16 protein-coding genes are annotated in these 21,036 nt (G+C 71.6%); 9 read left to right on the forward strand and 7 right to left on the reverse strand.

What is annotated here, in order from left to right:
• Window positions 1-178 precede the first annotated feature (178 nt).
• Genes HHX41_RS17690 through HHX41_RS17710 form a run of 5 tightly spaced genes read left to right on the forward strand, consistent with a single transcriptional unit; the run spans window position 179 to window position 5,345 of the window.
• Window positions 179-1,525 carry an MFS transporter gene (locus tag HHX41_RS17690; RefSeq protein ID WP_182906848.1) on the forward strand — a complete coding sequence of 449 codons (1,347 nt, stop codon included), beginning with the start codon at window positions 179-181 and terminating at the stop codon, window positions 1,523-1,525.
• Window positions 1,526-1,540: 15 nt separating this feature from the next.
• On the forward strand, window positions 1,541-3,076 hold the full coding sequence (locus tag HHX41_RS17695) for a long-chain fatty acid--CoA ligase (protein ID WP_182906849.1): 1,536 nt from the start codon (window positions 1,541-1,543) through the stop codon (window positions 3,074-3,076).
• A gap of 3 nt (window positions 3,077-3,079) precedes the next feature.
• Window positions 3,080-4,147, forward strand: a complete 1,068-nt coding sequence (locus HHX41_RS41845) for an aromatic ring-hydroxylating dioxygenase subunit alpha (RefSeq protein WP_211592576.1) — start codon at window positions 3,080-3,082, stop codon at window positions 4,145-4,147.
• Window positions 4,144-4,365 carry a hypothetical protein gene (locus HHX41_RS17705; RefSeq protein ID WP_169984874.1) on the forward strand — a complete coding sequence of 74 codons (222 nt, stop codon included), beginning with the start codon at window positions 4,144-4,146 and terminating at the stop codon, window positions 4,363-4,365. The genes HHX41_RS41845 and HHX41_RS17705 overlap by 4 nt, the downstream gene beginning before the upstream one ends.
• A gap of 23 nt (window positions 4,366-4,388) precedes the next feature.
• Window positions 4,389-5,345 carry a PDR/VanB family oxidoreductase gene (locus HHX41_RS17710; RefSeq protein ID WP_182906850.1) on the forward strand — a complete coding sequence of 319 codons (957 nt, stop codon included), beginning with the start codon at window positions 4,389-4,391 and terminating at the stop codon, window positions 5,343-5,345.
• Window positions 5,346-5,360: 15 nt separating this feature from the next.
• On the opposite strand, the gene HHX41_RS17715 is transcribed toward HHX41_RS17710, so the two are convergent.
• The gene (locus tag HHX41_RS17715) at window positions 5,361-6,200 is read right to left on the reverse strand and encodes a LacI family DNA-binding transcriptional regulator (protein ID WP_182906851.1); all 840 of its coding nucleotides are present in this window, start codon (window positions 6,198-6,200) and stop codon (window positions 5,361-5,363) included.
• Between the two features lie 240 nt (window positions 6,201-6,440).
• On the reverse strand, window positions 6,441-7,691 hold the full coding sequence (locus HHX41_RS17720; RefSeq protein ID WP_310742040.1) for an ROK family transcriptional regulator: 1,251 nt from the start codon (window positions 7,689-7,691) through the stop codon (window positions 6,441-6,443).
• Window positions 7,692-7,913: 222 nt separating this feature from the next.
• On the opposite strand from HHX41_RS17720, the gene HHX41_RS17725 reads away from it, so the two are divergent.
• The 3 genes from HHX41_RS17725 to HHX41_RS17735 all read left to right on the forward strand — a co-directional run bounded on the left by HHX41_RS17725 (window position 7,914) and on the right by HHX41_RS17735 (window position 11,388).
• Window positions 7,914-9,446 carry a cellulase family glycosylhydrolase gene (locus HHX41_RS17725; protein ID WP_182906853.1) on the forward strand — a complete coding sequence of 511 codons (1,533 nt, stop codon included), beginning with the start codon at window positions 7,914-7,916 and terminating at the stop codon, window positions 9,444-9,446.
• A gap of 107 nt (window positions 9,447-9,553) precedes the next feature.
• Window positions 9,554-10,654: a cellulose binding domain-containing protein gene (locus HHX41_RS17730; RefSeq protein ID WP_220504175.1), complete on the forward strand. Its 1,101-nt coding sequence runs from the start codon at window positions 9,554-9,556 to the stop codon at window positions 10,652-10,654.
• A 239-nt stretch (window positions 10,655-10,893) separates the two neighbouring features.
• Window positions 10,894-11,388 (forward strand): hypothetical protein, encoded by a 495-nt coding sequence (locus HHX41_RS17735; protein WP_182906854.1) that lies wholly within the window; start codon window positions 10,894-10,896, stop codon window positions 11,386-11,388.
• 50 nt (window positions 11,389-11,438) lie between these two features.
• On the opposite strand, the gene HHX41_RS17740 is transcribed toward HHX41_RS17735, so the two are convergent.
• The 4 genes from HHX41_RS17740 to HHX41_RS17755 form a co-directional block, all read right to left on the reverse strand.
• A complete protein-coding gene (locus HHX41_RS17740; RefSeq protein WP_220504176.1) occupies window positions 11,439-13,550 on the reverse strand; it encodes a glycoside hydrolase family 44 protein in 2,112 nt (703 codons plus the stop codon).
• 306 nt (window positions 13,551-13,856) lie between these two features.
• Window positions 13,857-14,528 (reverse strand): FadR/GntR family transcriptional regulator, encoded by a 672-nt coding sequence (locus tag HHX41_RS17745; RefSeq protein WP_182906856.1) that lies wholly within the window; start codon window positions 14,526-14,528, stop codon window positions 13,857-13,859.
• Window positions 14,529-14,708: 180 nt separating this feature from the next.
• A complete protein-coding gene (locus tag HHX41_RS17750; protein WP_182906857.1) occupies window positions 14,709-15,494 on the reverse strand; it encodes an SAM-dependent methyltransferase in 786 nt (261 codons plus the stop codon).
• A 170-nt stretch (window positions 15,495-15,664) separates the two neighbouring features.
• A complete protein-coding gene (locus HHX41_RS17755) occupies window positions 15,665-17,263 on the reverse strand; it encodes a lectin (RefSeq protein ID WP_182906858.1) in 1,599 nt (532 codons plus the stop codon).
• 541 nt (window positions 17,264-17,804) lie between these two features.
• Between HHX41_RS17755 and HHX41_RS17760 the strand changes: the two genes are divergently transcribed.
• The gene (locus HHX41_RS17760) at window positions 17,805-20,549 is read left to right on the forward strand and encodes a beta-L-arabinofuranosidase domain-containing protein (RefSeq protein WP_182906859.1); all 2,745 of its coding nucleotides are present in this window, start codon (window positions 17,805-17,807) and stop codon (window positions 20,547-20,549) included.
• Window positions 20,550-20,564: 15 nt separating this feature from the next.
• Here HHX41_RS17760 and HHX41_RS17765 read toward each other — a convergent pair whose 3' ends face one another.
• Window positions 20,565-21,023, reverse strand: a complete 459-nt coding sequence (locus HHX41_RS17765; protein WP_220504178.1) for a GNAT family N-acetyltransferase — start codon at window positions 21,021-21,023, stop codon at window positions 20,565-20,567.
• Between the last annotated feature and the right edge of the window lie 13 nt (window positions 21,024-21,036).

Raw genomic sequence — 21,036 nt, forward strand, 5'->3', positions numbered from 1 at the left:
GGGCACGACAGCGCGAATGAGAACGCCCCGGTGACGCCTCCGCTCGGGCAGGCGGCCGGGGCATTCTCATGTGGAGCAGCCCTATATTCGGCAAAGTATTGACCTCCGTTAGCAATCTGCCTAACCTCCGGACGAGAAGGCGAGCGTCTCGGCTCGCTCCCGGACGAGGAGCTCGGTCATGCCGAACCTGTCAGTCGCACCCCCCAACCGGACACAGCTCCGGCGCGCGGTGACCTCCAGCTTCCTGGGCAGCGTCATCGAGTATTACGACTTCCTGCTCTACGCCACGGCCTCCGCCGTCGTCTTCAACAAGGTCTTCTTCTCCTCCCTCGACTCGCTCGCGGCGACGGTCGCCAGCTTCGGCACGTTCGCCACGGGCTACCTGGCCAGGCCGCTCGGTGGCGTGATCTTCGGTCACTACGGCGACCGGCTGGGGCGCAAGCGCATGCTCGTGCTGACCATGACCCTGATGGCCGTCGCAAGCTTCCTCATCGGCCTGCTTCCCACCTACGCGCAGATCGGCAGCCTCGCGCCCATCGCGCTGGTCGCGCTGCGGATCCTGCAGGGCGTGGCCGTCGGCGGCGAGTGGGGCGGCGCGGTGCTCATGTCCGCCGAGCACGCGACCAGCAGGCGCGGCCTGTGGGCGAGCTTCACCAACGCCGGGGCCCCCTTCGGCATGGTGCTGTCCACGGCGGCGCTCACCGGCACGGCCGCCGTCATGGACGAGCAGGCGTTCCTGAGCTGGGGCTGGCGCGTGCCGTTCCTGATCAGCGTCGTCCTGCTGGCGGTCGGCCTGTTCGTCCGGCTGCGGGTCGAGGAGACTCCGGTGTTCGAGGCGGCCAGGGAGCGGGCGCCCCGGATGCCGCTGCTGGAGGTGTTCCGCGACCACCCGAAGACCCTCCTGCTCGGGGTCGGCGTCGGACTGTCGGCCTTCGTGGCCCAGGGCACCCTCACCACCTATCTCATCGCGTACGGCGTGCGCGCCGGCTTCGCCCGGCAGGCGGTGCTCAACGCGCTCACGCTCTCGTCCGCACTGGCCGTCCTGGGCATCGTCGGCTGGTCGGCGCTGTCCGACCGGGTCGGGCGCCGCCCGGTCGTGCTGGCGGGCGCGGTGCTCATGGCGGTGTTCGGCTTCGCGCTCTTCCCGATGGTGGACTCCGGCAGCACGGCCGTGCTCGCCCTCGCGCTAGTGTTGGGCCAGGCGGTCGTCCACCCGCTGATGTACGGCCCGCTCGCGGCGTTGTACACCGAGCTGTTCACCACTGGGAGCCGTTACACGGGCGCCTCGCTCGGCTACCAGATCGCCGGGCTCGGCGCCGGCCTGGCGCCGCTGCTGTTCGCCCAGCTCGACGCGTCGACCGGCGGCGGGACCACGACGATCTCGGTGATCATCGCCGCGTGCTGCCTGCTGACCGTGGCCTGTGTCCTGGCGCTGCGCGAGACCAGCCGCCACGACCTGACCTCGGTCGCCCCGGTGGCGCCGTCGGGCCAGGGGGCCGACACGGCGAAACCGTCCTCCGCCTGACGAGGGGTGCCGCCGATGCGCAACGCAGGACTGGGAGGCTGGCCGGCGCGCCGGGCCCAGATGAGCCCGGGCCGCACCGCGTTCGTGTTCGAGGACCGGTCGTTCAGTTACGCGGAGGTCCACGAGCGGACGACGAGACTCGCGTCGCGGCTGCGCGAGGCGGGGGTGCGGGCGGGGGACCGGGTCGCCTATCTCGGGCCCAACCACGTCGCCTTCGCCGAGACCATGTTCGCCGCCCACGCGCTCGGCGCGATCTTCGTACCGCTGAACTTCCGGCTGGCCGCGCCCGAGATCGCGTACATGCTGGCGGACTCGGGCGCGTCGGTCCTCGTCTACGCACCGGAATGCGCGGCCGTGGTCCGCGAGATCCCCGGCCCGCCGCTCCCGCACACGGTCGTGGCACTGGAGTCGCCCGCGGAGGGGGAGCGGCACTATGAGACCTGGCTGTCGCAGGGCGACCCCACGCCGGTCGACACCGCGGTCACGCTCGACGACGTCGCCCTCATCCTCTACACCTCCGGCACCACCGGACGGCCCAAGGGCGCCATGCTGACCCACGCCAACCTCGCGTGGAACTGCTTCCACATGCTGATCGGCGTGGACGTGGCGGGCACCGAGGTCACGCTGATCAGCGCGCCGCTGTTCCACGTGGCGGCCCTGAACCAGACGCTGCTGCCGACCTTCCTCAAGGGCGGCACCTCGGTCGTCATGCCGTTCTGGGACGTCGACCGGTGTTACGACCTCATCGAGAAGCACCGGGTCACCTGGATGTTCGGGGTCACCGCGATGTTCGCCGCGTTCGCGCGGTCGCCGCGCTGGCCGCACGCCGACCTGTCCTCGCTGCGCACCCTCATGTCCGGGGGAGCGGCGATCCCGGTCGCGTTGATCCGCGCCTACCAGGAGCGGGGCCTGGTCTTCTGCCAGGGCTACGGGATGACCGAGACCGCGCCGGGCGCGACCTTCCTGGAGGCGGGCGAGAGCGTGCGCAAGGTGGGCTCGGCCGGGGTGCCGGTCTTCTTCGCCGACGTGCGCGTGGTCCGGCCCGACCTCACCCCCGTCGCGCCCGGCGAGCCGGGCGAGGTGCTCGTCCGGGGGCCGAACGTGACTCCCGGCTACTGGCGGAACCCGGAGGCGACCGCCGCCGCGCTCACCGAGGACGGCTGGTTCCGCTCCGGCGACCTCGCCACCCTGGACGACGAGGGCCACCTCCACATCGTCGACCGGGTGAAGGACATGTACATCTCCGGCGGCGAGAACGTCTATCCGGCGGAGGTCGAGAGCGTGCTCTTCGAGCACCCCGCCGTGGCGGAGGCCGCCGTGGTCGGGGTGCCGGACGAGCGGTGGGGCGAAGTCGGCCGCGCCTTCGTCGTGCCGCGCCCCGGCGCCGCCGTCACCCCCGGCGAGCTGCGGGACTTCCTCCGCCCCCGGCTCGCGAAGTACAAGATCCCGGTCTACGTCGACGTCGTCGGCGCGCTGCCGAAGACCGGCTCCGGCAAGATCCGCAAACCCGACCTGCGCCGGCGGCCCCTGCCCGCCGCCCCCGAGGAGTGAGCTGTGATCGTCACCGAATTCGCGCGCAACCAGTGGTACGTGGCCGCCTACGGCCACGAGGTGGGCCGGCGTCAGCTCGCCCGCACCGTCCTGAACGAGCCGATCCTGCTCTACCGCACCGAGGACGGGCGGGCGGTGGCGCTGGCCGACCGCTGCGTGCACCGCCGGTTCCCCCTGTCGGAATCGCCCAGCCACCTGGTGGGCGACCGCGTCGTGTGCGGCTACCACGGCTTCACCTACGGCCCGGACGGCGTCTGCGTCGCCGTGCCCGCGCAGCAGCGGATCCCGCGCACCGCGCGGCTGCGCACCTACCCCGTGGTGGAGCAGGACTCGTTCGTCTGGGTGTGGATCGGCGACCGCGAGCCGGGCGGCACGCTGCCGCCGCGCGCTCCCTGGCTGGTCTCGCCCGACTACGCCACGGTGTGCGGGATGGAGCCGCTGAACGCGCGGTACGGCCTGCTCGTGGACAACCTCCTCGACCTGTCCCACGAGACGTACCTGCACGGCGGGTACATCGGCACTCCCGAGGTGGCCGAGACCCCGATCACCACCGAGGTCGACGAGGACGCGGGGGTCGTCTACGTCAGCCGCCACATGGACGACGCGGCCTGCCCGCCGTTCTACGCCGAGTCGACCGGCATCAAGGGCCGCATCACCCGCTGGCAGGACATCGAGTATCACCCGCCGTGCCTGTACCTGCTGCACAGCCGGGTCGCCCCGGTCGGGTCGCCCCCGCCCGCCGCCGACGGCACGGACCCGCACGCCTTCCACGTCGAGGTCGTGTACGCGATCACTCCGTCGACGGAGAACACCACCTACGACTTCTGGGCGGTGGCGCGCGACTTCGCGCTCGACGACGAGAAGGTCTCCGACTTCCTGCGGGACAGCAACCGCACCGTCGTGCTGCAGGACGTGGCCGCGCTCAACACGCTGGAGCAGGTCCTCGCCCGGGAGCCGGACCGATACCAGGAGCTGTCGGTGAACATCGACACCGGCGGCCTGGCCGCCCGCCGCCTGCTCGCGAAGATGGCCCAAGCCGGGGCCGTACGACCGGAGGCCGCCGCCCGATGAACGCGGACGACGCCGGGGCGCGGGCCGGCCGCACCGTCTACCGAATCCGCTGGCTGCCGGGGACGGACCGGCTGCACGCCTCCTGCTTCTGCGGGGCGGAGCGGGAGTTCGAGGATCCGGTGGCCCTGTGGGACTGGCTGCTCGGCCATCCCGAGGGCCACCGGCCCGGCCGCGCCGCGGCGCAGGACGCGCCGGCCCCGGCCGCCGCGCTCGTCTGAGACACGAGGGGGCTTCGACGACCATGCCCGTCACGGAACCGGAGCTCGACCTGAAGGTGGCGGCCAGGACGCCCGCCGCCGAGGGCGTCGTCCTCCTGCGTCTCGTCCGTCCCGACGGCGGCCCGCTGCCGCCCTGGACACCGGGCGCCCACGTCGACCTGCTGCTCGCCCCCGGACTGGCCAGGCAGTACTCGCTGTGCGGCGACCCCGGCGACCCCTCGGCCTTCCAGGTGGCGGTGCTCCGGGAGCCCGCCGGGCGGGGCGGCTCCGCGTACGTGCACGACCGGGTCGCGGAGGGCGACACGATCCGGGTGCGCGGTCCCCGCAACCGCTTCGGCCTCGCCGCCTCCTCCCGTTACCTGTTCGTCGCCGGCGGCATCGGCGTCACCCCGATCCTGCCCATGGTCGAGGAGGCGGCGCGGCGCGGGGCCGACTGGCGGCTGGTGTACGGCGGGCGCACCCGGGCCTCGATGGCGTTCGCCGACCGGCTCGCGCGGGACCATCCCGGCCGGGTGGAGCTGTGCCCGCAGGACGAGACCGGCCTGCTCGACCTCGACGCGCTGCTCGGCGTCCCGCGTGCGGACACCCTCGTCTACTGCTGCGGGCCCGAGCCGCTGCTCGCGGCGGTGAAGGAGCGGTGCGCCTCCTGGCCGGAGGGCGCGCTGCGGGTCGAGCGCTTCGCGCCCGCGGCCACGGACGACGCCGGGCCTTCGGCCGCGTTCGAGGTGGAGCTGGCCCTGACCGGCACGACGCTGACCGTGCCGGAGGACCGCTCGATCCTGGAGGTGGTGGAGGAGGCCGGGGTCGCGGTGCTGTCCTCCTGCCGCGAGGGCACCTGCGGCACCTGCGAGACCGCGGTGCTCGACGGCGTCCCCGACCACCGCGACCACCTGCTCACCGAGGAGGAGCGCGCGGCCGGTGACGTCATGTTCGTCTGCGTGTCGCGGGCGCGATCTCCCCGACTCGTCCTCGAACTCTGAGGCGATCGCCTACACCTACGGGGTGCTCGCGGGCGCGGTGGTTCCCCGGTGGACGAGGGTGGCGGTCGGGCAGCGGCGTTCGGCGACCGGCTCGCCCGCCATGAGTTCCAGCAGGGATTCGGCGACCAACCGCCCGAACAGGTGGACGTCGAGACTCATCGTGGTGAGCGGAGGGGACGCGAGCCTGCACAGGCTGGAGTCGTCCCAGGCGATCAGGCTGAGGTCGCGGGGAACGTCGTAGCCGAGCTCCCTGGCGGCGGCGAGGCTCGCGACCGCCATCAGGTCGTTGTCGTAGATGATCGCCGTCGGCGGGTCGGGCCGTTCGAGCAGCATCGCCGTGAGCTTCGCCCCGGACTCCTCCGAGTAGTCTCCCTCCACCACGACGGGCTCCACGCCCGCCGAGCGCATGCTGTCCACGAGGGCCTCGGTGCGGATGCGCGTGTGGATCAGAGCGTCCGGGCCGCTGACGCGTGCGATCCGGCGGTGCCCGAGCCTGCTCAGGTGGGCGACGGCGTCCCGCACGGCGCCGGCATCGTCGGTGCGGACGGCGGGGGCGTCGCCCTCCGGCTCGCCCGCGACCACGGTCGGCAGCCCGAGCGCGCGCAGGACGGCGGGTCTGCCGTCGTCCACCGTCCGGTTCACGAGGACGACCGCGTCGACGCTCCGGTTGGCCGCCCACCGGCGGTACGCGGCGATCTCGGCGTCATGGGTGGTGACGACGTGCAGCAGCACGGACTGACCGTGCTCGGCCAGATGCTCCTCGATGCCCGCGATGAACTCCAGGAAGAACGGTTCCGCGCCGAGCAGCCGGGGCGGCCTCGCCAGCACCAGGCCCACGGCTGTGGCCGCGCTCACCGCGTCACCCGCGCATCGCGGCCCGCGGCGTCGTCCTGTCCGGGGTCACCCGCCGCCTGGGTGCGCCGTACGCCGTGCGACGTTTCGCGGATCATCCGCCCTGTCTTCTCCTCGGGAGGCAACGGCAACCTGGTGGGTCTCAGCCCGGTTGACCAGCCTACCGAAGTAAGGGGCGCGTCCGGCTGCGGCGGATCACGTCGAGAACGGCCGCGGAGGACGGGCCGCGGCAGGGTGGCAGGGTCACGAGACAGCGGCGGGCTCGGCGCCGGGTCTCTCGGAAAGGCGCGTGCCCTGGCTGAGGGGCACCAGTTCCGACTCGAGCACGAGTGCGGCGGCGCCGACGGCGGAGGCGGTGGCGGCCGAGCGCGACAGCCGGACGTCCACGACGTGCGCGTCGCGGGAGAAGGCCGTTCGATGGAGTTCCCGCTGGACGACGGGGAGGTAGACCGAGCCGGCGATGGCGAAGCCCGGCCCGGTCAGCACGAGGACTTCGAGATCCATGATGTTGGCCAGGGTCCGGGCGGCCGCCGCGATGTAGCGGGCCGACCTCTCCAGTAGCGCCAGCGCCCCCGGCTCCCCCCTGCGGGCGGCCCGGCTGACGGCGGCGAAGTCGGCGGCGGTCGAGGCCCGTATCCCGCGGGTCCCCAGGCCGACGGCCCTGGTCAGGGCGGGGTCGGCCCGCACGGCCTGCACGACCGCCGCGGCGCCGGCCATCGCCTCCACACAGCCGCGGGCCCCGCACCAGCACTCGGGGCCGTCGATGTCGACGCAGACGTGCCCGAACTCGCCCGCGTTGCCGCTGGGGCCGCGGTAGGTGATGCCGTTGATGACCAGGCCGGCGCCGATCCCGGTGCCCAGATAGACGACCGCCGACGACGTGGTGGTGCCCAGGCCGCCGGACCAGTGCTCGCCCAGGGCGGCGGCGGTGGCGTCGTTGTCGAGCACCACCGGCAGTCCTGTCGCCTGTTCGAGCGCCTGGCCCAGGGGGAACCCCTGCCAGTGCCGCATGGTCGGAGGGGCGAGGCCGATGCCCCGCGTGGGGCCGAGGGGGCCGGGGGAGACCAGGCCGACGCCCAGGACACGCTCGCGCTCCACGCCGATGCTCTCGATCAGACCGGAGATCTCCGCCGCCGTCCTCGACACGACCGTCCGGGGCTCGTCCGCGCCCGCGCCGCGCCTGGTGATGCGGGCCACCACGGTCCCGGAGAGGTCGGTCAGGACATGTGTCACGCCGGCGTGGTCGAGGTGCACACCAACCGCGTAGCGGGAGGTGTGGTTGAGCTGGAGCAGAACCCGCCGCTTCCCGCCGGTCGACTCGGCGTGGCCGGTCTCGACCACCAGGCCTTCCTCGATCAGCCTGCGGACCAGTGCGGAGATGGTGGGGCCGGTAAAACCGGTGGCGGCGGCCAAACCGACGCGGCTGATCGTGCCCGCGGCCCTGATGGCGTCCAGGACGGCGGCCTTGCTGCTCGCGTGCGGCTTCGCCTTCACTCCTGCGCTCACTGCCGTCCCGTCTCGACCTCGATCATTTCGGCCACTGTGAGCCTACAAGCCCTGGCTGCGCCCCTGTGGCGACGCCGGAACAGGCCACGCACGCGGGACGGGCCGGGACAGGGCCTGACTGAAAGTTTCACCCTTCGTTGACTTACTTAAGTCGCCTACTTAAGAATCTCGCACTGTTTATCAGAATCGCCGGGGCAGGAGAGGAAATCAATGAAACTTCGTGTCGCCTGGGCGACAGCAGCCGCGGTCGGGCTCGTCGCCGCCGCCGGTGCGGCGGTCATGACCGGCCCGGCATCCGCCGCCGGCGCGGGCTGCTCGGTGAAGTACAAGGTCGTGAGCGAGTGGCAGGGCGGATTCCAGGGTGACGTGTCGATCACCAATCTGGGGGATTCCTGGTCCGGCTGGACCCTCGAGTTCGACTTCCCCAACGCCGGCCAGGGCGTGAACAACGGCTGGAGCGCCGACTGGTCGCAGTCCGGCTCGCACGTCACCGCCAAGAACCTCAGCTGGAACGGCACCGTCGCCTCGAACGGCTCGGTGTCGGTCGGCTTCATCGGCAAGTGGAGCGGCGGCAACCCGGTGCCTACCGCCTTCAAGATCAACGGCGTCGCCTGCGGCGGCGCCAGTCCCAGTCCGAGCGCCAGTCCGAGCCCCAGTCCGAGCCCCAGTCCGAGCCCCAGTCCGAGCGCCAGCCCCAGCACGAGTCCCAGCCCTGATCCGGGGGGACCCGCGCCGCAGCTGCACGTCTCCGGCAACAAGATCGTCACTGCGGACGGCAAGCCGTACCGGTTGCTGGGCGTCTCCCGCTCGAGCGGCGAGTACGCCTGCGTCCAGGGCAAGGGGACGTGGGACCACGGCCCGGTCGACCAGGGCTCCGTGGACGCGATGAAGAAGTGGAACATCCACGCCGTCCGGCTTCCGCTGAACGAGGAGTGCTGGCTCGGCACCAACGGCTCGCCGAGCGGCGCCGCCTACCAGCAGGACGTCAAGAACTACGTGCAGTTGCTGGTCGCCAACGGAATCACGCCGATCCTCGATCTGCACTGGAACTGGGGCCAGTTCACCGGCGTCTCCTGGGCGTGCACGGACACCGCGGCGACCTGTCAGAAGCCGATGCCCGACGCCAAATACGCGCCGGAGTTCTGGACCGGTGTCGCGAAGGCGTTCAAGGGCGACAACGCGGTGATCTTCGACCTGTTCAACGAGCCGTGGCCGGAGTACGGCACCGGTGACACCACCTCGGGCTGGAAGTGCCTGCGTGACGGCGGTAACTGCCCCGGCTTCTCCTACGAGGTGGCGGGGATGCAGCGCCTGGTCGACGCCGTCCGGGCGACGGGGGCGACCAACATCGTCATGGTCGGCGGCCTGGCCTGGAGCAACGACCTGAGCCAGTGGCAGCAGTACAAGCCGAACGACCCGACGGGCAACCTGGCCGCCTCGTGGCACTCCTACAGCTTCAACGCCTGCTCCAACGAATCCTGCTGGGACAGCCAGATCGCTCCGCTCGCCGCCAAGGTCCCCGTGGTGACCGGTGAGTTCGGCGCGGACAACTGCGGCTACGACTACATGGACAGGCTCACGAAGTGGGCGGACAAGAACGGCGTGTCGTACCTCGCCTGGACCTGGAGCCCGTGGGGCTGCAGCACGGGCGCCGTGCTCATCAAGGACTACGCCGGCACCCCCGAGCCGGGCATCGGTGAGGGCTACAGGGCGCACCTGCTCACCCAGAACCCCTATGCGTGACACCTGTCCCGACCGCAGGTGACACACCCGGACCCGTCACCGCGGCGGTGGCGGGTCCTCCCCGGTTCGATGTCCCCGGCCTATGCCGCCGTCCAGCCTTGAAGGGCATGACGATGCCTCGAAAATCCGTCCTGTACGCCGTCCTGGGCGCGCTCATCGCGGCGCTCGCGTTCACAGCGGCCAAGCCCGCGCTCTCGGCCGCGGCCCCGGTCAAGATCATGCCGCTGGGCGACTCCATCACCGCCGGTCCCGGCTGCTGGCGGGCCCTGCTCTGGGACCGCCTGCAGCGCACCGGCTACACCGGCATCGACTTCGTGGGCACCCAGCCCGGAGGCGGCTGCTCGGTGCCGCACGACGGCGACCACGAGGGGCACGGCGGCTTCTCGGCCACCGGCATCGCCGACAACGACCAGCTGCCGCCGTGGCTGGCGGCCACCAAGCCGGACATCGTGCTCATGCACCTCGGCACGAACGACATGTGGGGCGGCTACATCCCCACCACCACGGTCCTCGCCGCGTACACCAAACTGATCGGCCAGATGCGGGCCGCCAATCCGAAGATGAAAATCATCGTGGCGCAGATCATTCCCATGAATCCGCCGAGCTGCCCCACGTGCGCCGCCGACGTGGTCGCGCTCGACAACGCGATCCCGGCCTGGGCCGCCGGCCTGACCACCGCCCAGTCGCCGATCGTCGTCGTCGACCAGTGGACGGGCTTCGACGCGGCCAGGGACACCGGCGACGGAGTGCACCCGAACGACGCCGGCTTCCAGAAGATGGCCGACCGCTGGTATCCGGCGCTCACGAAGGTGCTCGACGGGATCACCCCGCCGCTGCCGTCACCGAGCCCGTCGCCGTCGCCCAGCGTGTCCCCGTCCCCCGTGGTGTCCCCGTCCCCCGGGGCCGCCGGATGCAGCGCCACGTATCGGGTGGTCTCCCAGTGGTCCGGCGGGTTCCAGGGCGAGGTGAGCGTGCGCAACGACACCGCGGCGGCGATGTCGGGATGGACGGCCACCTTCAGTTTCGGCGGCGGCCAGCAGATCACGCAGGCATGGAATGCCACCGTGAGCCAGAGCGGGGCGGCGGTGACCGCGCGGAACCTGAGCTGGAACGGCGTTCTGCCGGCCGGTGGTTCGACCGGTTTCGGCTTCCTGGCCTCCTGGAACGGCGGCAACACCGCACCGGTCGTGAGCTGCCGGGCCGGCTGACCGGCGCCGCGCGCTGACCGTGGTGAGTCCGAGGCCCGGACTCACCACGAGGGCGCGAAGCGGTCGGCGGTAACCGCGGTGGGCGGCCCGGAACGAGGGCGGCCGTGAACGGCGGTGGTCGGATCCGACCCTGTGGTCACTGAATGCGATTGTGCCGATGCGTCTCGTCATCGATACTCGTCCGGGTGGACGTCGCACGGGTGGATCGCACGGGTAGATCACACTGGGGGAGGCGCAGGGTGATTCGAGCCGGGCGTGGCAGGACCACCACGGGGATCGTCGCGGCGACCGTGCTCCTGGCCGTCCCGTCCCCGTCCCCGTCCGCCGCTGCCGCCGCCGGTGCGGCAGGTGACCGGCCCATCGACTGCCGCGACTGGACGCGGCCCGACGCCCACACGGTGAAGAACGCCAAGCCGGTGTACTCGCTGACGAGCGGGAAGCGGGGCGACGAGGTGGACGTCACGCTCTGGCGCGGCGACGCGGGCCCGGCCGGCGACTGGCACTACTGGGCGGCCCTCACCGGGCGCACCCATCCCGGAGACGCGGTCTGGCTCGAGGTCTGGCCGCCGGGTGGCGGCCCCTGGCATCGGTGCGGCCCCTTCCCGGTGAGCCGCGACGGTCAGGCGGTCTCGTCTGCGATGGCCGTCTGGCGTCGTTTCACCCTCGTCCACGCCTGCGGCCGCCACGACGACGTCAGGGTGTGCGGACGGGACAAGGGCGCGATGGTGGACTGACTCCCGGCGAGGGCCGGCCCCGGGAGTGCCGGCCCTCGCCGAACAACGGATCAGCTCGTCGCGCAGGGCGAGCCGTTGAGCGTGAACTGCTTGGGCGGGGGGTTGGCGCCGTCGTCCCGGCGGCCGAGGAAGCCGAAGGTCACGCTGCCGCCGTTCGCGGCGATCGTGGCGTTGTAGCCGGCGTTGGTCACCGTGACCTTCGACCCGCTCTGGGTGTACGAGCCGTCCCACAGCTGGGTCACGATCTGCCCGTTGCCGAACGTCCAGCCGAGCCGCCAGCCCTTCACGGCCGAGGCTCCCCGGTTGACGATCCGGACCCCGGCCTGGAAGCCGCCGGGCCACTGGTTGGTGACCGTGTACGTCACCGTGCAGGCGGCCGGCGCCGGCGAGGAACTGGGCGACGCGGACGGGGACGGGCTGGGGCTCGGCGAAGGCGAAGGCGAAGGAGAGGGCGACGGGCTGGGGGAAGGACTCGGCGAGGGCGAGGGCGAGGGCGACGGGCCGGTGCCCTCGGGGATCACGACGGTGCTGATCGAGTTGGCGGGGAACGTGCCGGTGAAACCGCCGGCCCCCACCCGCACGTCGGCGTCGCGCCTGACGGCCGACGTGTCGGCCGCGCCGTACCGGTACACCTGGGCGGTCGCCCCGCCGTCGCGTCCCTTGACCGCGACCTCGCTGGTCAGGTCGTCGCCGGTCTTGTTCACCACCACGAGGGTGAGCGCCTTGTCGGAGGCCCGCTCGGCCGCGTACACCGCGAGCCTGCCCTGGTCGGCGCTGGTAGCGCCGACCGCCGTCTCGCCGAACCGGCCGCCCTTGCCGTCGTAGTTGAGGTACATGCGGAAGGCGTACGCTCCCGGCTGGGAGGCCGTGGGCGGTCCCCACAGGGTGGCGAGGTCGAGGCCCTCGCGGCCGAAGATGCCGAGGATGTCGGCCTGGGTGAGGGCGCCGTTGATGTGGTCGAGGGCGCCCCAGTTGTACTCGGTGACGGCGGTCCTGGTGCCGGGATACTCGGCGGCCACCAGTTCCTTCATCCGGGGGATGAGCCTGACCTGGGTGTTGATCCAGCTCTCGTCCGTGTACGACGGGTCCCACAGCGCGCGGGTGGAGCGCAGGCGCAGGGCGTCGGTGGCCGGGTCGCCGCCGGAGCCGAAGGCGACACCGGACGCCTGCGGGTAGAAGTGCTCGTCGAAGTAGTCGAGGACGCGCAGGCCCTGCTCGTCCTCGTACTTCTTCATCTGCCGCAGATACCAGGTGGTGAACGGAAGGCCGCCGCGGACCTCCTTGTCCGGGGGGTTCGACCAGCAGTTGGTCCGGCCGCAGGTCTCCTGGTCGAGGCCGGAGTAGTCCCAGGAGGACCAGCCCCAGCCGACCGGGCCGAGCGTCTTCGCGCCGGGGTCGGCGGCCTTGACGGCGGCGCCGATGAGGTAGGCCTTGTCGCGCAGCTCGACCGAGCTCGCGCCCTCGGGGTGGACGTCCCGGTGCGTGCTGTGCCAGATGTCGGGCTCGTTGTCGAGGTTGTAGAACCGCACGCCGCCGGTCGCGGCGGTGCCGTACCTGCCGGTGAGGTGGCCGATCCAGTCCTTCACGTACGCCGCGCCGGCCTCGACGCTCGTGTCGCGGGGGTCGTTGCCGGTGATCTTCGTGCCGTCGGGCTTCACGCCGTCGCCGCAGTCCGGCCGCCACTGGTCGGTCCGCTGCTGCGGGCCGTACTTGGCGACGGAGAACCCGCAGGAGGCGTCGCGGCCCTTGGGGACCCAGCCGATCAGGGGGACGGTGAGGATGGTGTCGGTGCCGGTGCGGCGGTCCTGCTCGACGAACCGGTCGGCCGTGGAGCCGTCCGGCAGCTTCGACGGGTCCGGGTTGTCCTCGGCGATGTTCTCGAAGTACCAGTCGGAGGCGCGGTTACTGGTGTCGTACAGGTAGTTGTAACGGGTCGTCGCGTTGCCGCCCCACCGGCGCACCGGGAGACGCAGCTCCTTCGCCAGCGCCTCGTCGGCGAAGTTCATGCCGTAGATGTACGGGCTGATGGGGTGCCGCCCGCTGGTCGTGTCCACCGTCAGCGCCGGGCCTTCGGCGGCCGCGAGTGCGGGCGGCTGTCCGGCCGCGCCGATCGACAGGGCGATCGCCGCGGTGAGGGCGATCGGGAGCGTTCGCGTTCGCACGGGTCTCCTCTCGAGTCCCTGGGGGGTTCTGGGGCCGCCGGATGCGAGGGGAGCAGCCCGTCGCGGCCAGGGCATCACGCTGGCCAAGACCCGGGCGGGGAACAAGAACGCGATTCGCCGGAGCGCCGCGGGGACGCGTTGAGCAGCCACACCCCCGGGCCGGCCTATGGAAGTTTCAGGACCCGGCCGCCATCGGCCGGGGGACCGCGAGGGCCTCGGGCGGTGACGAGGCCGGACGGCTCTCCGAGGGCGGCAGCTGACCGTCCGGGGCCACGCCCGACGCGCCACCCGGCCGGACCGGACGTGTCACAGCGTGCGGCGGAGCCAGTCCTCGACGCCCGCCACGTGGACCGTCGCCCACGCCCTGGCCACCTCCGGCCTCCGGGCCGCGATCGCGTCGCAGATCATCACGTGTTGCTCGCGGGTGTCGTCGAGCACCCCCTCCTGGGTGAGGCCGCGCCACACCCGGGCGCGTGTCGTCGGCCCGGAGAGGCTGTCGAGCAGCGAGCAGAGCACGGGGTTGCCCGATCCCGCCGCGATGCGCTGGTGGAACCGCAGGTCGTTGGCGACCAGCTCCTCCACGTTGGGGTCGTCCGGCAGCGCGTCGAGGATCGCGCGCAGCTCCTTGACCTCCTCGTCCGGCATGTTGATCGCGGCCATCGCGGTGGCGGCGGGCTCCAGGACGCGCCGCACCTCCAGGAACTGCAGCACGGTGTCGTCGCGGTGGAAGTCCACGACGAACGACAACGCCTCGAGGAGCAGGTGGGGCTGGAGACTGGTCACATAGGTGCCGTCGCCCTGCCGTACGTCGAGCACGTTGATCAGGGCGAGGGCGCGGACGGCCTCCCGGAGGGAGTTGCGGGACAGGCCGAGCCGTTCGGCCAGGTCGGCCTCCTTGGGCAGCCGGTCACCTGGAGCGAGCTCGCCCGACGTGATCATCTGCTTGATCTTGTCGATCGCCGCGTCCGTGACCGCCACGGAGCCACCTCCACCGTCTCCTCGCGAGCGAGGCGCACACATCCGATGTCCAGCAGTGTAGAGGTGCGCGATGGGCCCGGCTCCAACAGCGTGCTGCCACTTCGCGGCAGTCGGGAGGCGAACGGCATCACGGGGCACGTCCGACCTCCTGCCCCGCCACGCCGCTGTGGGGGCCCGCAATCAGGGTTTGCGGCCGACGCCGCCCTCCACCACCATCCGGGTGGGCACGGAGTCCATGTCGGGGCGCCACCGCTGCACCGGCACCATGCCGGGCTCCACCAGCTCGAAGCCGTCGAAGAACCGCAGGAGCTCGCCGCGGGTGCGGAACGTCGAATCCGCGGGAGTGCCGGCCGTCGCGGCCCTCAGGCCCTCGACGGCCTCGGCGTCGCTCTCCGCCGCCATGTTCGAGATGGCCACATGACTGCCGGGCGCCATGCGGTCGCGCCACCGGGCGACGATGCCGTGGGCGTCCTCCTCGTCGGAGACGAAGTGGAGAACGGTGACGAACAGCACTCCGACGGGCTCGTCGAAGTCGATCAGCCCACGAAGGCCGGGGTGGTCCATCACCGCGTCGGGGCGGCGGATGTCCTCCTCGATGGTCGCCACATGGGCGTCGGCCGTCAGCAGCGCGTCGTTGTACACCTTCACGAGCGGGTCGTTGTCGACGTAGACGACCCGCGCGGACGGGTGGATCTCCCGGGCTATCTCGTGCACGTTCGGCGACGTCGGGATGCCCGCGCCCAGGTCGACGAACTGCCGGACGCCCTCGACGGCCATGTATCTCACCGCCCTGGCGAGGAAGGCGCGGTTCGCCTTCGCGACCGATCGCGTGTCGGGCGCCAGCGACAGGAGCCTGCCGGCGACCATCCGGTCGATCTCGTAGTTGTCCTTGCCGCCCAGCAGGTAGTCGTACACCCGGGCGGAACTGGGCACCGTGGGGTCGGTGCCGACCGGTACCTCCGCCACAGCCGCCTCCCGTTCCGCCGAGTTCTTCCGGCGATCATAGTCCGGGGCCGTGCCGTACGGCAGGCCCCGGGCGGGCGGGATGGTTCACGGCGGCCGCGCCGGCGGAGACGGGCGACCGCCCCCGGGTGGGAGCGGTCGCGGGGAGGTCGCCGACGCGCCGGTATGCCTGGTCAGGCGCGGGTCCAGCGCTGGTTGGCCTGGCCGTTGCAGGTCCAGATGATGACCTTGGTGCCGTTGGCGGTGCCGTTGTTGTAGGCGTCCAGGCACTTGTTCGCGCCGACGGCGGTGATGGTGCCGTCGGCGTTGAGGCGCCACTTCTGGTTGTTCTGGCCGTTGCAGTCCCAGATGATCACCGCGCTGCCGTCGGCCGTGCCGGCGCCGTTCACGTCGAGGCACTTGTTGCCGTAGACGCGCAGCTCACCCGAGCCGGTCGGCGTCCACTGCTGGTTGGCCTGGCCGTTGCAGTCCCAGAGCTGCGCCTGGGCGCCGTTGGCCTGCGAGACACCCGCGACGTCGAGGCAGCGGCCCGACCCGACACCCTTGATCGCGCCGGTCCCGGTGGGGGTGGGCGTGGGGGACGGCGTGACCAGGCCCCCTCCGCTCACGAGGTACATGGCCGCCCCGTGTCCGGGCACCTGCGCGCTGATCGTCCCGGACGAGGAGCCAGTCGTGTGCGCCCACAGGTCGCGTACGGAGTAGGAGGCCGCACTGCCGAGCCCGAGGGCGGAGGCCGTGGTGGACACCGTCGCCGCCGAGGTGCCCCGGTTGAGCAGCACGACCGCCACCGAGCCGTTGGACATCGGCTTGCGCCACACCTCCAGGTTCCCGTTGTCGCTGATCTTGTGGCCCTGCCTGCCGCCCCAGTCCTGGTTGACGGCGATGACCTCGGTGTTGGTGAGGATCGTGCGGGTCTCGGCGCTCATCGAGCGGATGTCGTTGCCCGCGACGAGCGGTGCGTTCAGCAGCGACCACAGGCTGAAGTGCGCCCGCCCCTCGGTCGCCGTCAGCGAGCCGACCCCCACCTCCAGCATGTCGGGGTCGTTCCAGCCGCCCGGCCCCGAGTACGCCTCCAGCCCCACCTGCTGGTCCAGGATGCCCATGACCGAGTTCCAGTTCGCCTGGATGTCGCCGGTCGTGCGCCAGGAGTTGCCGGTCTGCATCCCCCAGGTCCAGACGCTCTCCTGGCCCCAGTTGCACAGGCTGAACAGGATCGGACGGCCGGTGGCGGCGAGCGCGTCACGCATCGCCGTGTACCGCTGCTGCCCGTTCTTGCCCTGGTGGTCGCCGCAGTTGTCGTACTTCAGGTAGTCGATCCCCCAGGAGGCCCACAGGGCGGCGTCCCGCCGCTCGTACCCCAGGCTGGCCGGGTAGCCCGCACAGGTCGTCGTCCCGGCCGAGGAGTAGATGCCGAGCTTCAGGCCCTTCGAGTGGACGTAGTCGGCCAGCGCCTTCATGCCACTGGGGAACTTCTGCGGATCGGGCACCAGGTCGCCGTTCGCGTTGCGGCTCTTGGTGGACCAGCAGTCGTCGATGTTGACGTAGGTGTAGCCCGCCGCCGCCATGCCGCTGGACACCATGACGTCCGCGGTCTGCCGCACGAGCGTCTCGTTGACGTTGCAGCCGAAGCTGTTCCAGTCGTTCCACCCCATCTGGGGCGTACGGGCGAGCCCGTTGTCGAGCGCGGCGGCCGGTGACGTCGCGCCGCCGGCCGCGACGAGGGACCCGGCGGCCAGCACCGCCGCCAGCGTCCATCGAACGATCCTGTGCATCTGACTCCTTAGCCGCCGAAGACCGGTCCGGGTCTGATAGCGATAACATTTCCGGCCACGCGTCGGGGGTGGTTGGTGGTGTGCGGCGGAGCAAATACGACGCCGCCGATCCCGTCAAGAGGTTTCGGGCGGGTGTGCTCCGCCGGACACGGCGCCGCCTGCCCTCATGGGCGCACGGCCATCGGATCGCCGGGCGGGCCGTCCTGAAAGTTTCACGTCCAGGGGGACATGCCGAGGGTTTCGGAACGTTACCGCGACCGCTGCGTCATCGCCGCAGGAAGGCGAATCCCGCGGGGAACGGTGGTGCGAAACTTTCCGGATACGGTCTTGACATGTTTCGTGGCGGTTTTCCACACTGAGCCCGGGCGGCATCCCGCCGGGGCGGTGGTGGGCGGCGAGACCGCCGCCCGTGACGCGGCCCCGGTGCGGGGCCGTGCCGGTTCCGCGCGGTGTCCCGCGTCCCCGTTCGACGTCATCCGACCCGGATGGTGGCACCACAAAAGTTGTTAACGCTAACAAAGCGAGATGTCCAGGAGGCCACGTGTCCCCCTCGTCCTTCAGCCGGCGCCGGCTGCTCCAGGCCGCCGGCGTCGCCGTCGTGGCCTCCGCCGTCGGAGAGGTCGCCGGTGCCACGGCGGCCGGCGCCGCGGTCGCGCCGGCCCGGGCCGACATCGGCGTGTCCGCGTACGCCTTCGACCTCGGGCAGGTGCGGCTGACCGGGGGCCGCTGGATGGACAACCAGAACCGGACGCTGTCGTACCTGCGGTTCGTCGACGTCGACCGGTTGCTGTACAACTTCCGGGCCAACCACAGGCTGTCCACCGGCGGCGCCGCCGCGAACGGGGGATGGGACGCGCCGAGCTTCCCGTTCCGCACGCACGTGCAGGGGCACTTCCTGTCCGCGTGGGCCCAGGCCTATGCCATGCTCGGGGACACCACGTGCCGGGACAAGGCGAGCTACATGGTCGCCGAGCTGGCCAAGTGCCAGGCGAACAACGGGGCCGCCGGCTTCGGCGCCGGTTACCTGTCGGGCTTCCCCGAGTCCGACTTCACCGCACTCGAGGCGCGCACGCTGAGCAACGGCAACGTCCCGTACTACTGCATTCACAAGACCATGACCGGCCTGCTCGACGTGTGGCGTCTCATCGGCGACAACCGGGCCCGCGACGTGCTCCTGGCGCTGGCCGGCTGGGTGGACCAGCGGACGGGCAGGCTCAGCTCCAGCCAGATGCAGAACATGCTGGGCACCGAGTTCGGCGGCATGAACGCGGTGCTGACCGACCTCTACCAGCAGACCGGGGACGGGCGATGGCTGACCGTCGCCCAGCGGTTCGACCACGCCGCGGTGTTCAACCCGCTGGCATCGAACCAGGACCAGCTCAACGGCCTGCACGCCAACACCCAGGTGCCCAAGTGGATCGGCGCGGCCCGCGAGTACAAGGCGACCGGCACCACCCGCTACCGGGACATCGCCGCCAACGCCTGGAACATCACCGTCGGCGCGCACACCTACGCGATCGGGGGCAACAGCCAGGCCGAGCACTTCCGGGCGCCCAACGCGATCGCGGGCTACCTCAGCAACGACACCTGCGAGCACTGCAACAGCGTCAACATGCTCAACCTGACCCGCGAGCTGTGGCTGCTCAACCCCGATCGGGTGGCGTACGTGGACTTCTACGAGCAGGCGCTGCTCAACCACGTCATCGGCGCGCAGAACCCGGCCGACGGCCACGGCCACATCACCTACTTCACGCCGCTCAAGCCGGGCGGCCGCCGCGGGGTGGGCCCGGCGTGGGGCGGCGGCACCTGGAGCACCGACTACAACTCGTTCTGGTGCTGCCAGGGGACCGGGGTGGAGGTCAACACAAGGCTGGCGGACTCCATCTACTTCTACAACGGCACCACGCTGACGGTGAACCTGTTCGCGCCCTCGGTGCTGAACTGGACCCAGCGCGGCATCACGGTCACCCAGACGACGTCCTATCCGGTGAGCGACACCACGACCCTCACCGTCACGGGCGACGCCGGCGGGTCGTGGTCGATGCGCGTCCGCATCCCCTCCTGGACCACCGGCGCCACCATCAGCGTCAACGGCGCCCAGCAGGACGTGGACACCACCCCCGGCGCGTACGCCGTCCTCACCCGCTCCTGGGCCTCCGGCGACACCGTCACGGTCCGCCTGCCCATGCGCGTCGTCATGAAGGCCGCCAACGACAACCCGAACGTCGCGGCGGTCACGTACGGCCCGGTCGCCCTGTCCGGGAACTACGGGAACACCGCCCTGTCGGCGCCGCCCGCCCTGAACACCGCGTCCATCACCCGGACCGGCACCACCGCGCTCGCCTTCACCGCGACCGCCAACGGCTCCACGGTCAACCTGGGCCCGTTCTACGACGCGCACGGGCACAACTACACCGTCTACTGGAACACCGGCGGCAGCGGCGGCGGGGGCGGGACGGCGAGCTACCGGCTGGTCAACGCGGCCAGCGGCCTCGTGCTGGGCGTCCAGAACATGTCCACCGCCGACGGCGGCCTCGCGCTGCAGTGGACCGACAACGGCACCGCCGACCACGACTGGGAGATCATCGTGGACGGCACCGCCGTACGCTTCCGCAACGTCAACAGCGGCAAGGTGCTCGGCGTGGAGAACATGTCCACCGCCGACAACGCCCGCGTCCTGCAGTGGACCGACAACGGCACCGCCGACCACCGCTGGACGATCGCCGACGCCGGCGACGGCTCTCACAAGATCCGCAACGTCAACAGCGGCAAACTCCTGGCCATCCTCAACGGCTCGACCGCGAACGGGGCGCAGGCCGTGCAGGACTCCGACAACGGCGGTGCGGACAACCAGTGGCGGTTCGTGCCGAACGGCGCCCGGCGCATCCAGAACCTGGCCAGCGGGCTGGTGCTGGGCGTGCAGAACATGTCCACCGCCGACGGCGGCCTGGTCATCCAGTGGGGTGACACCGGCACCGCCGACCACCTCTGGACCGCGGTGGTCGACTCGGGCGGCTACCTGCGCCTGCGCAACTCCAACAGCGGCAAGGTGCTCGGCGTGGAGAACGCCGCCACCGCGGCCGGGTCGCGGGTGGTCCAGTGGGCCGACAACGGCACCTCCGACCACCGGTGGCGGCTGCGGCACGGCGCCGACGGGTACTTCCGCATCCAGTGCGCCAACGGCGGCAGGGTCCTCGGCGTCAGCGGCGGCTCCACCGCCCAGGGCGCCCAGGTCGTCCTCGCCGACGACAACGGGGCGAACGACCGCCTGTGGCGGTTCGTCTAGCCGGGCGGGAGGGCGTCAGCGCCGCCAGCGGTAATGGGCGTCGGGCAGGTTCTCCTCGTTGCCGCTGCCGTCGCCCTCCGCGACGAGGGTGAAACCGTGCCGCTCGTAGAACCGCCGGGCGCCCGTGTTGCGCTGGAAGACGTACAGGTCGAGCCCGTGGGGGCGCGCCTCCTTGGCGTGGCCGAGCAGCGCGCTTCCGACGCCGCCGTTCTGGGCGTCGGGAGCGAGATACAGGTGGTCGAGCCAGCCGCCGCACAGCGCGGCGAACCCGGCGACCCGGCCGCGCAGCTCGGCCACCCACACCTGCGACGACGGCAGCATGACGCCGGCGATCCACGCCCGGGTCTCCTCGTCGGAGTGGAGACGGGGCAGGTAGGTCATCCCGGCCCGGGCGGCGAGGAACACCTCGGCGACGTGTCCGGCGTCGCCGGACCCGGCGCGGCGGATCAGCGGCGGGGCGTCGTGGGCGATCACCCCCGCCCTCCTC

This window comes from Microbispora sp. H13382, assembly GCF_014161445.1.
Lineage (GTDB): Bacteria > Actinomycetota > Actinomycetes > Streptosporangiales > Streptosporangiaceae > Microbispora.

What these genes read in the sequence shown, in the direction of transcription:
- HHX41_RS17690 (WP_182906848.1), top strand. Translation starts at nt 179, where the DNA reads ATGCCGAACCTGTCAGTCGCACCCCCCAACCGGACACAGCTCCGGCGC.
- HHX41_RS17695 (WP_182906849.1), top strand. Translation starts at nt 1,541, where the DNA reads ATGCGCAACGCAGGACTGGGAGGCTGGCCGGCGCGCCGGGCCCAGATG.
- HHX41_RS17705 (WP_169984874.1), top strand. Translation starts at nt 4,144, where the DNA reads ATGAACGCGGACGACGCCGGGGCGCGGGCCGGCCGCACCGTCTACCGA.
- HHX41_RS17710 (WP_182906850.1), top strand. Translation starts at nt 4,389, where the DNA reads ATGCCCGTCACGGAACCGGAGCTCGACCTGAAGGTGGCGGCCAGGACG.
- HHX41_RS17725 (WP_182906853.1), top strand. Translation starts at nt 7,914, where the DNA reads ATGAAACTTCGTGTCGCCTGGGCGACAGCAGCCGCGGTCGGGCTCGTC.
- HHX41_RS17730 (WP_220504175.1), top strand. Translation starts at nt 9,554, where the DNA reads ATGACGATGCCTCGAAAATCCGTCCTGTACGCCGTCCTGGGCGCGCTC.
- HHX41_RS17755 (WP_182906858.1), bottom strand. Translation starts at nt 17,263, where the DNA reads ATGCACAGGATCGTTCGATGGACGCTGGCGGCGGTGCTGGCCGCCGGG.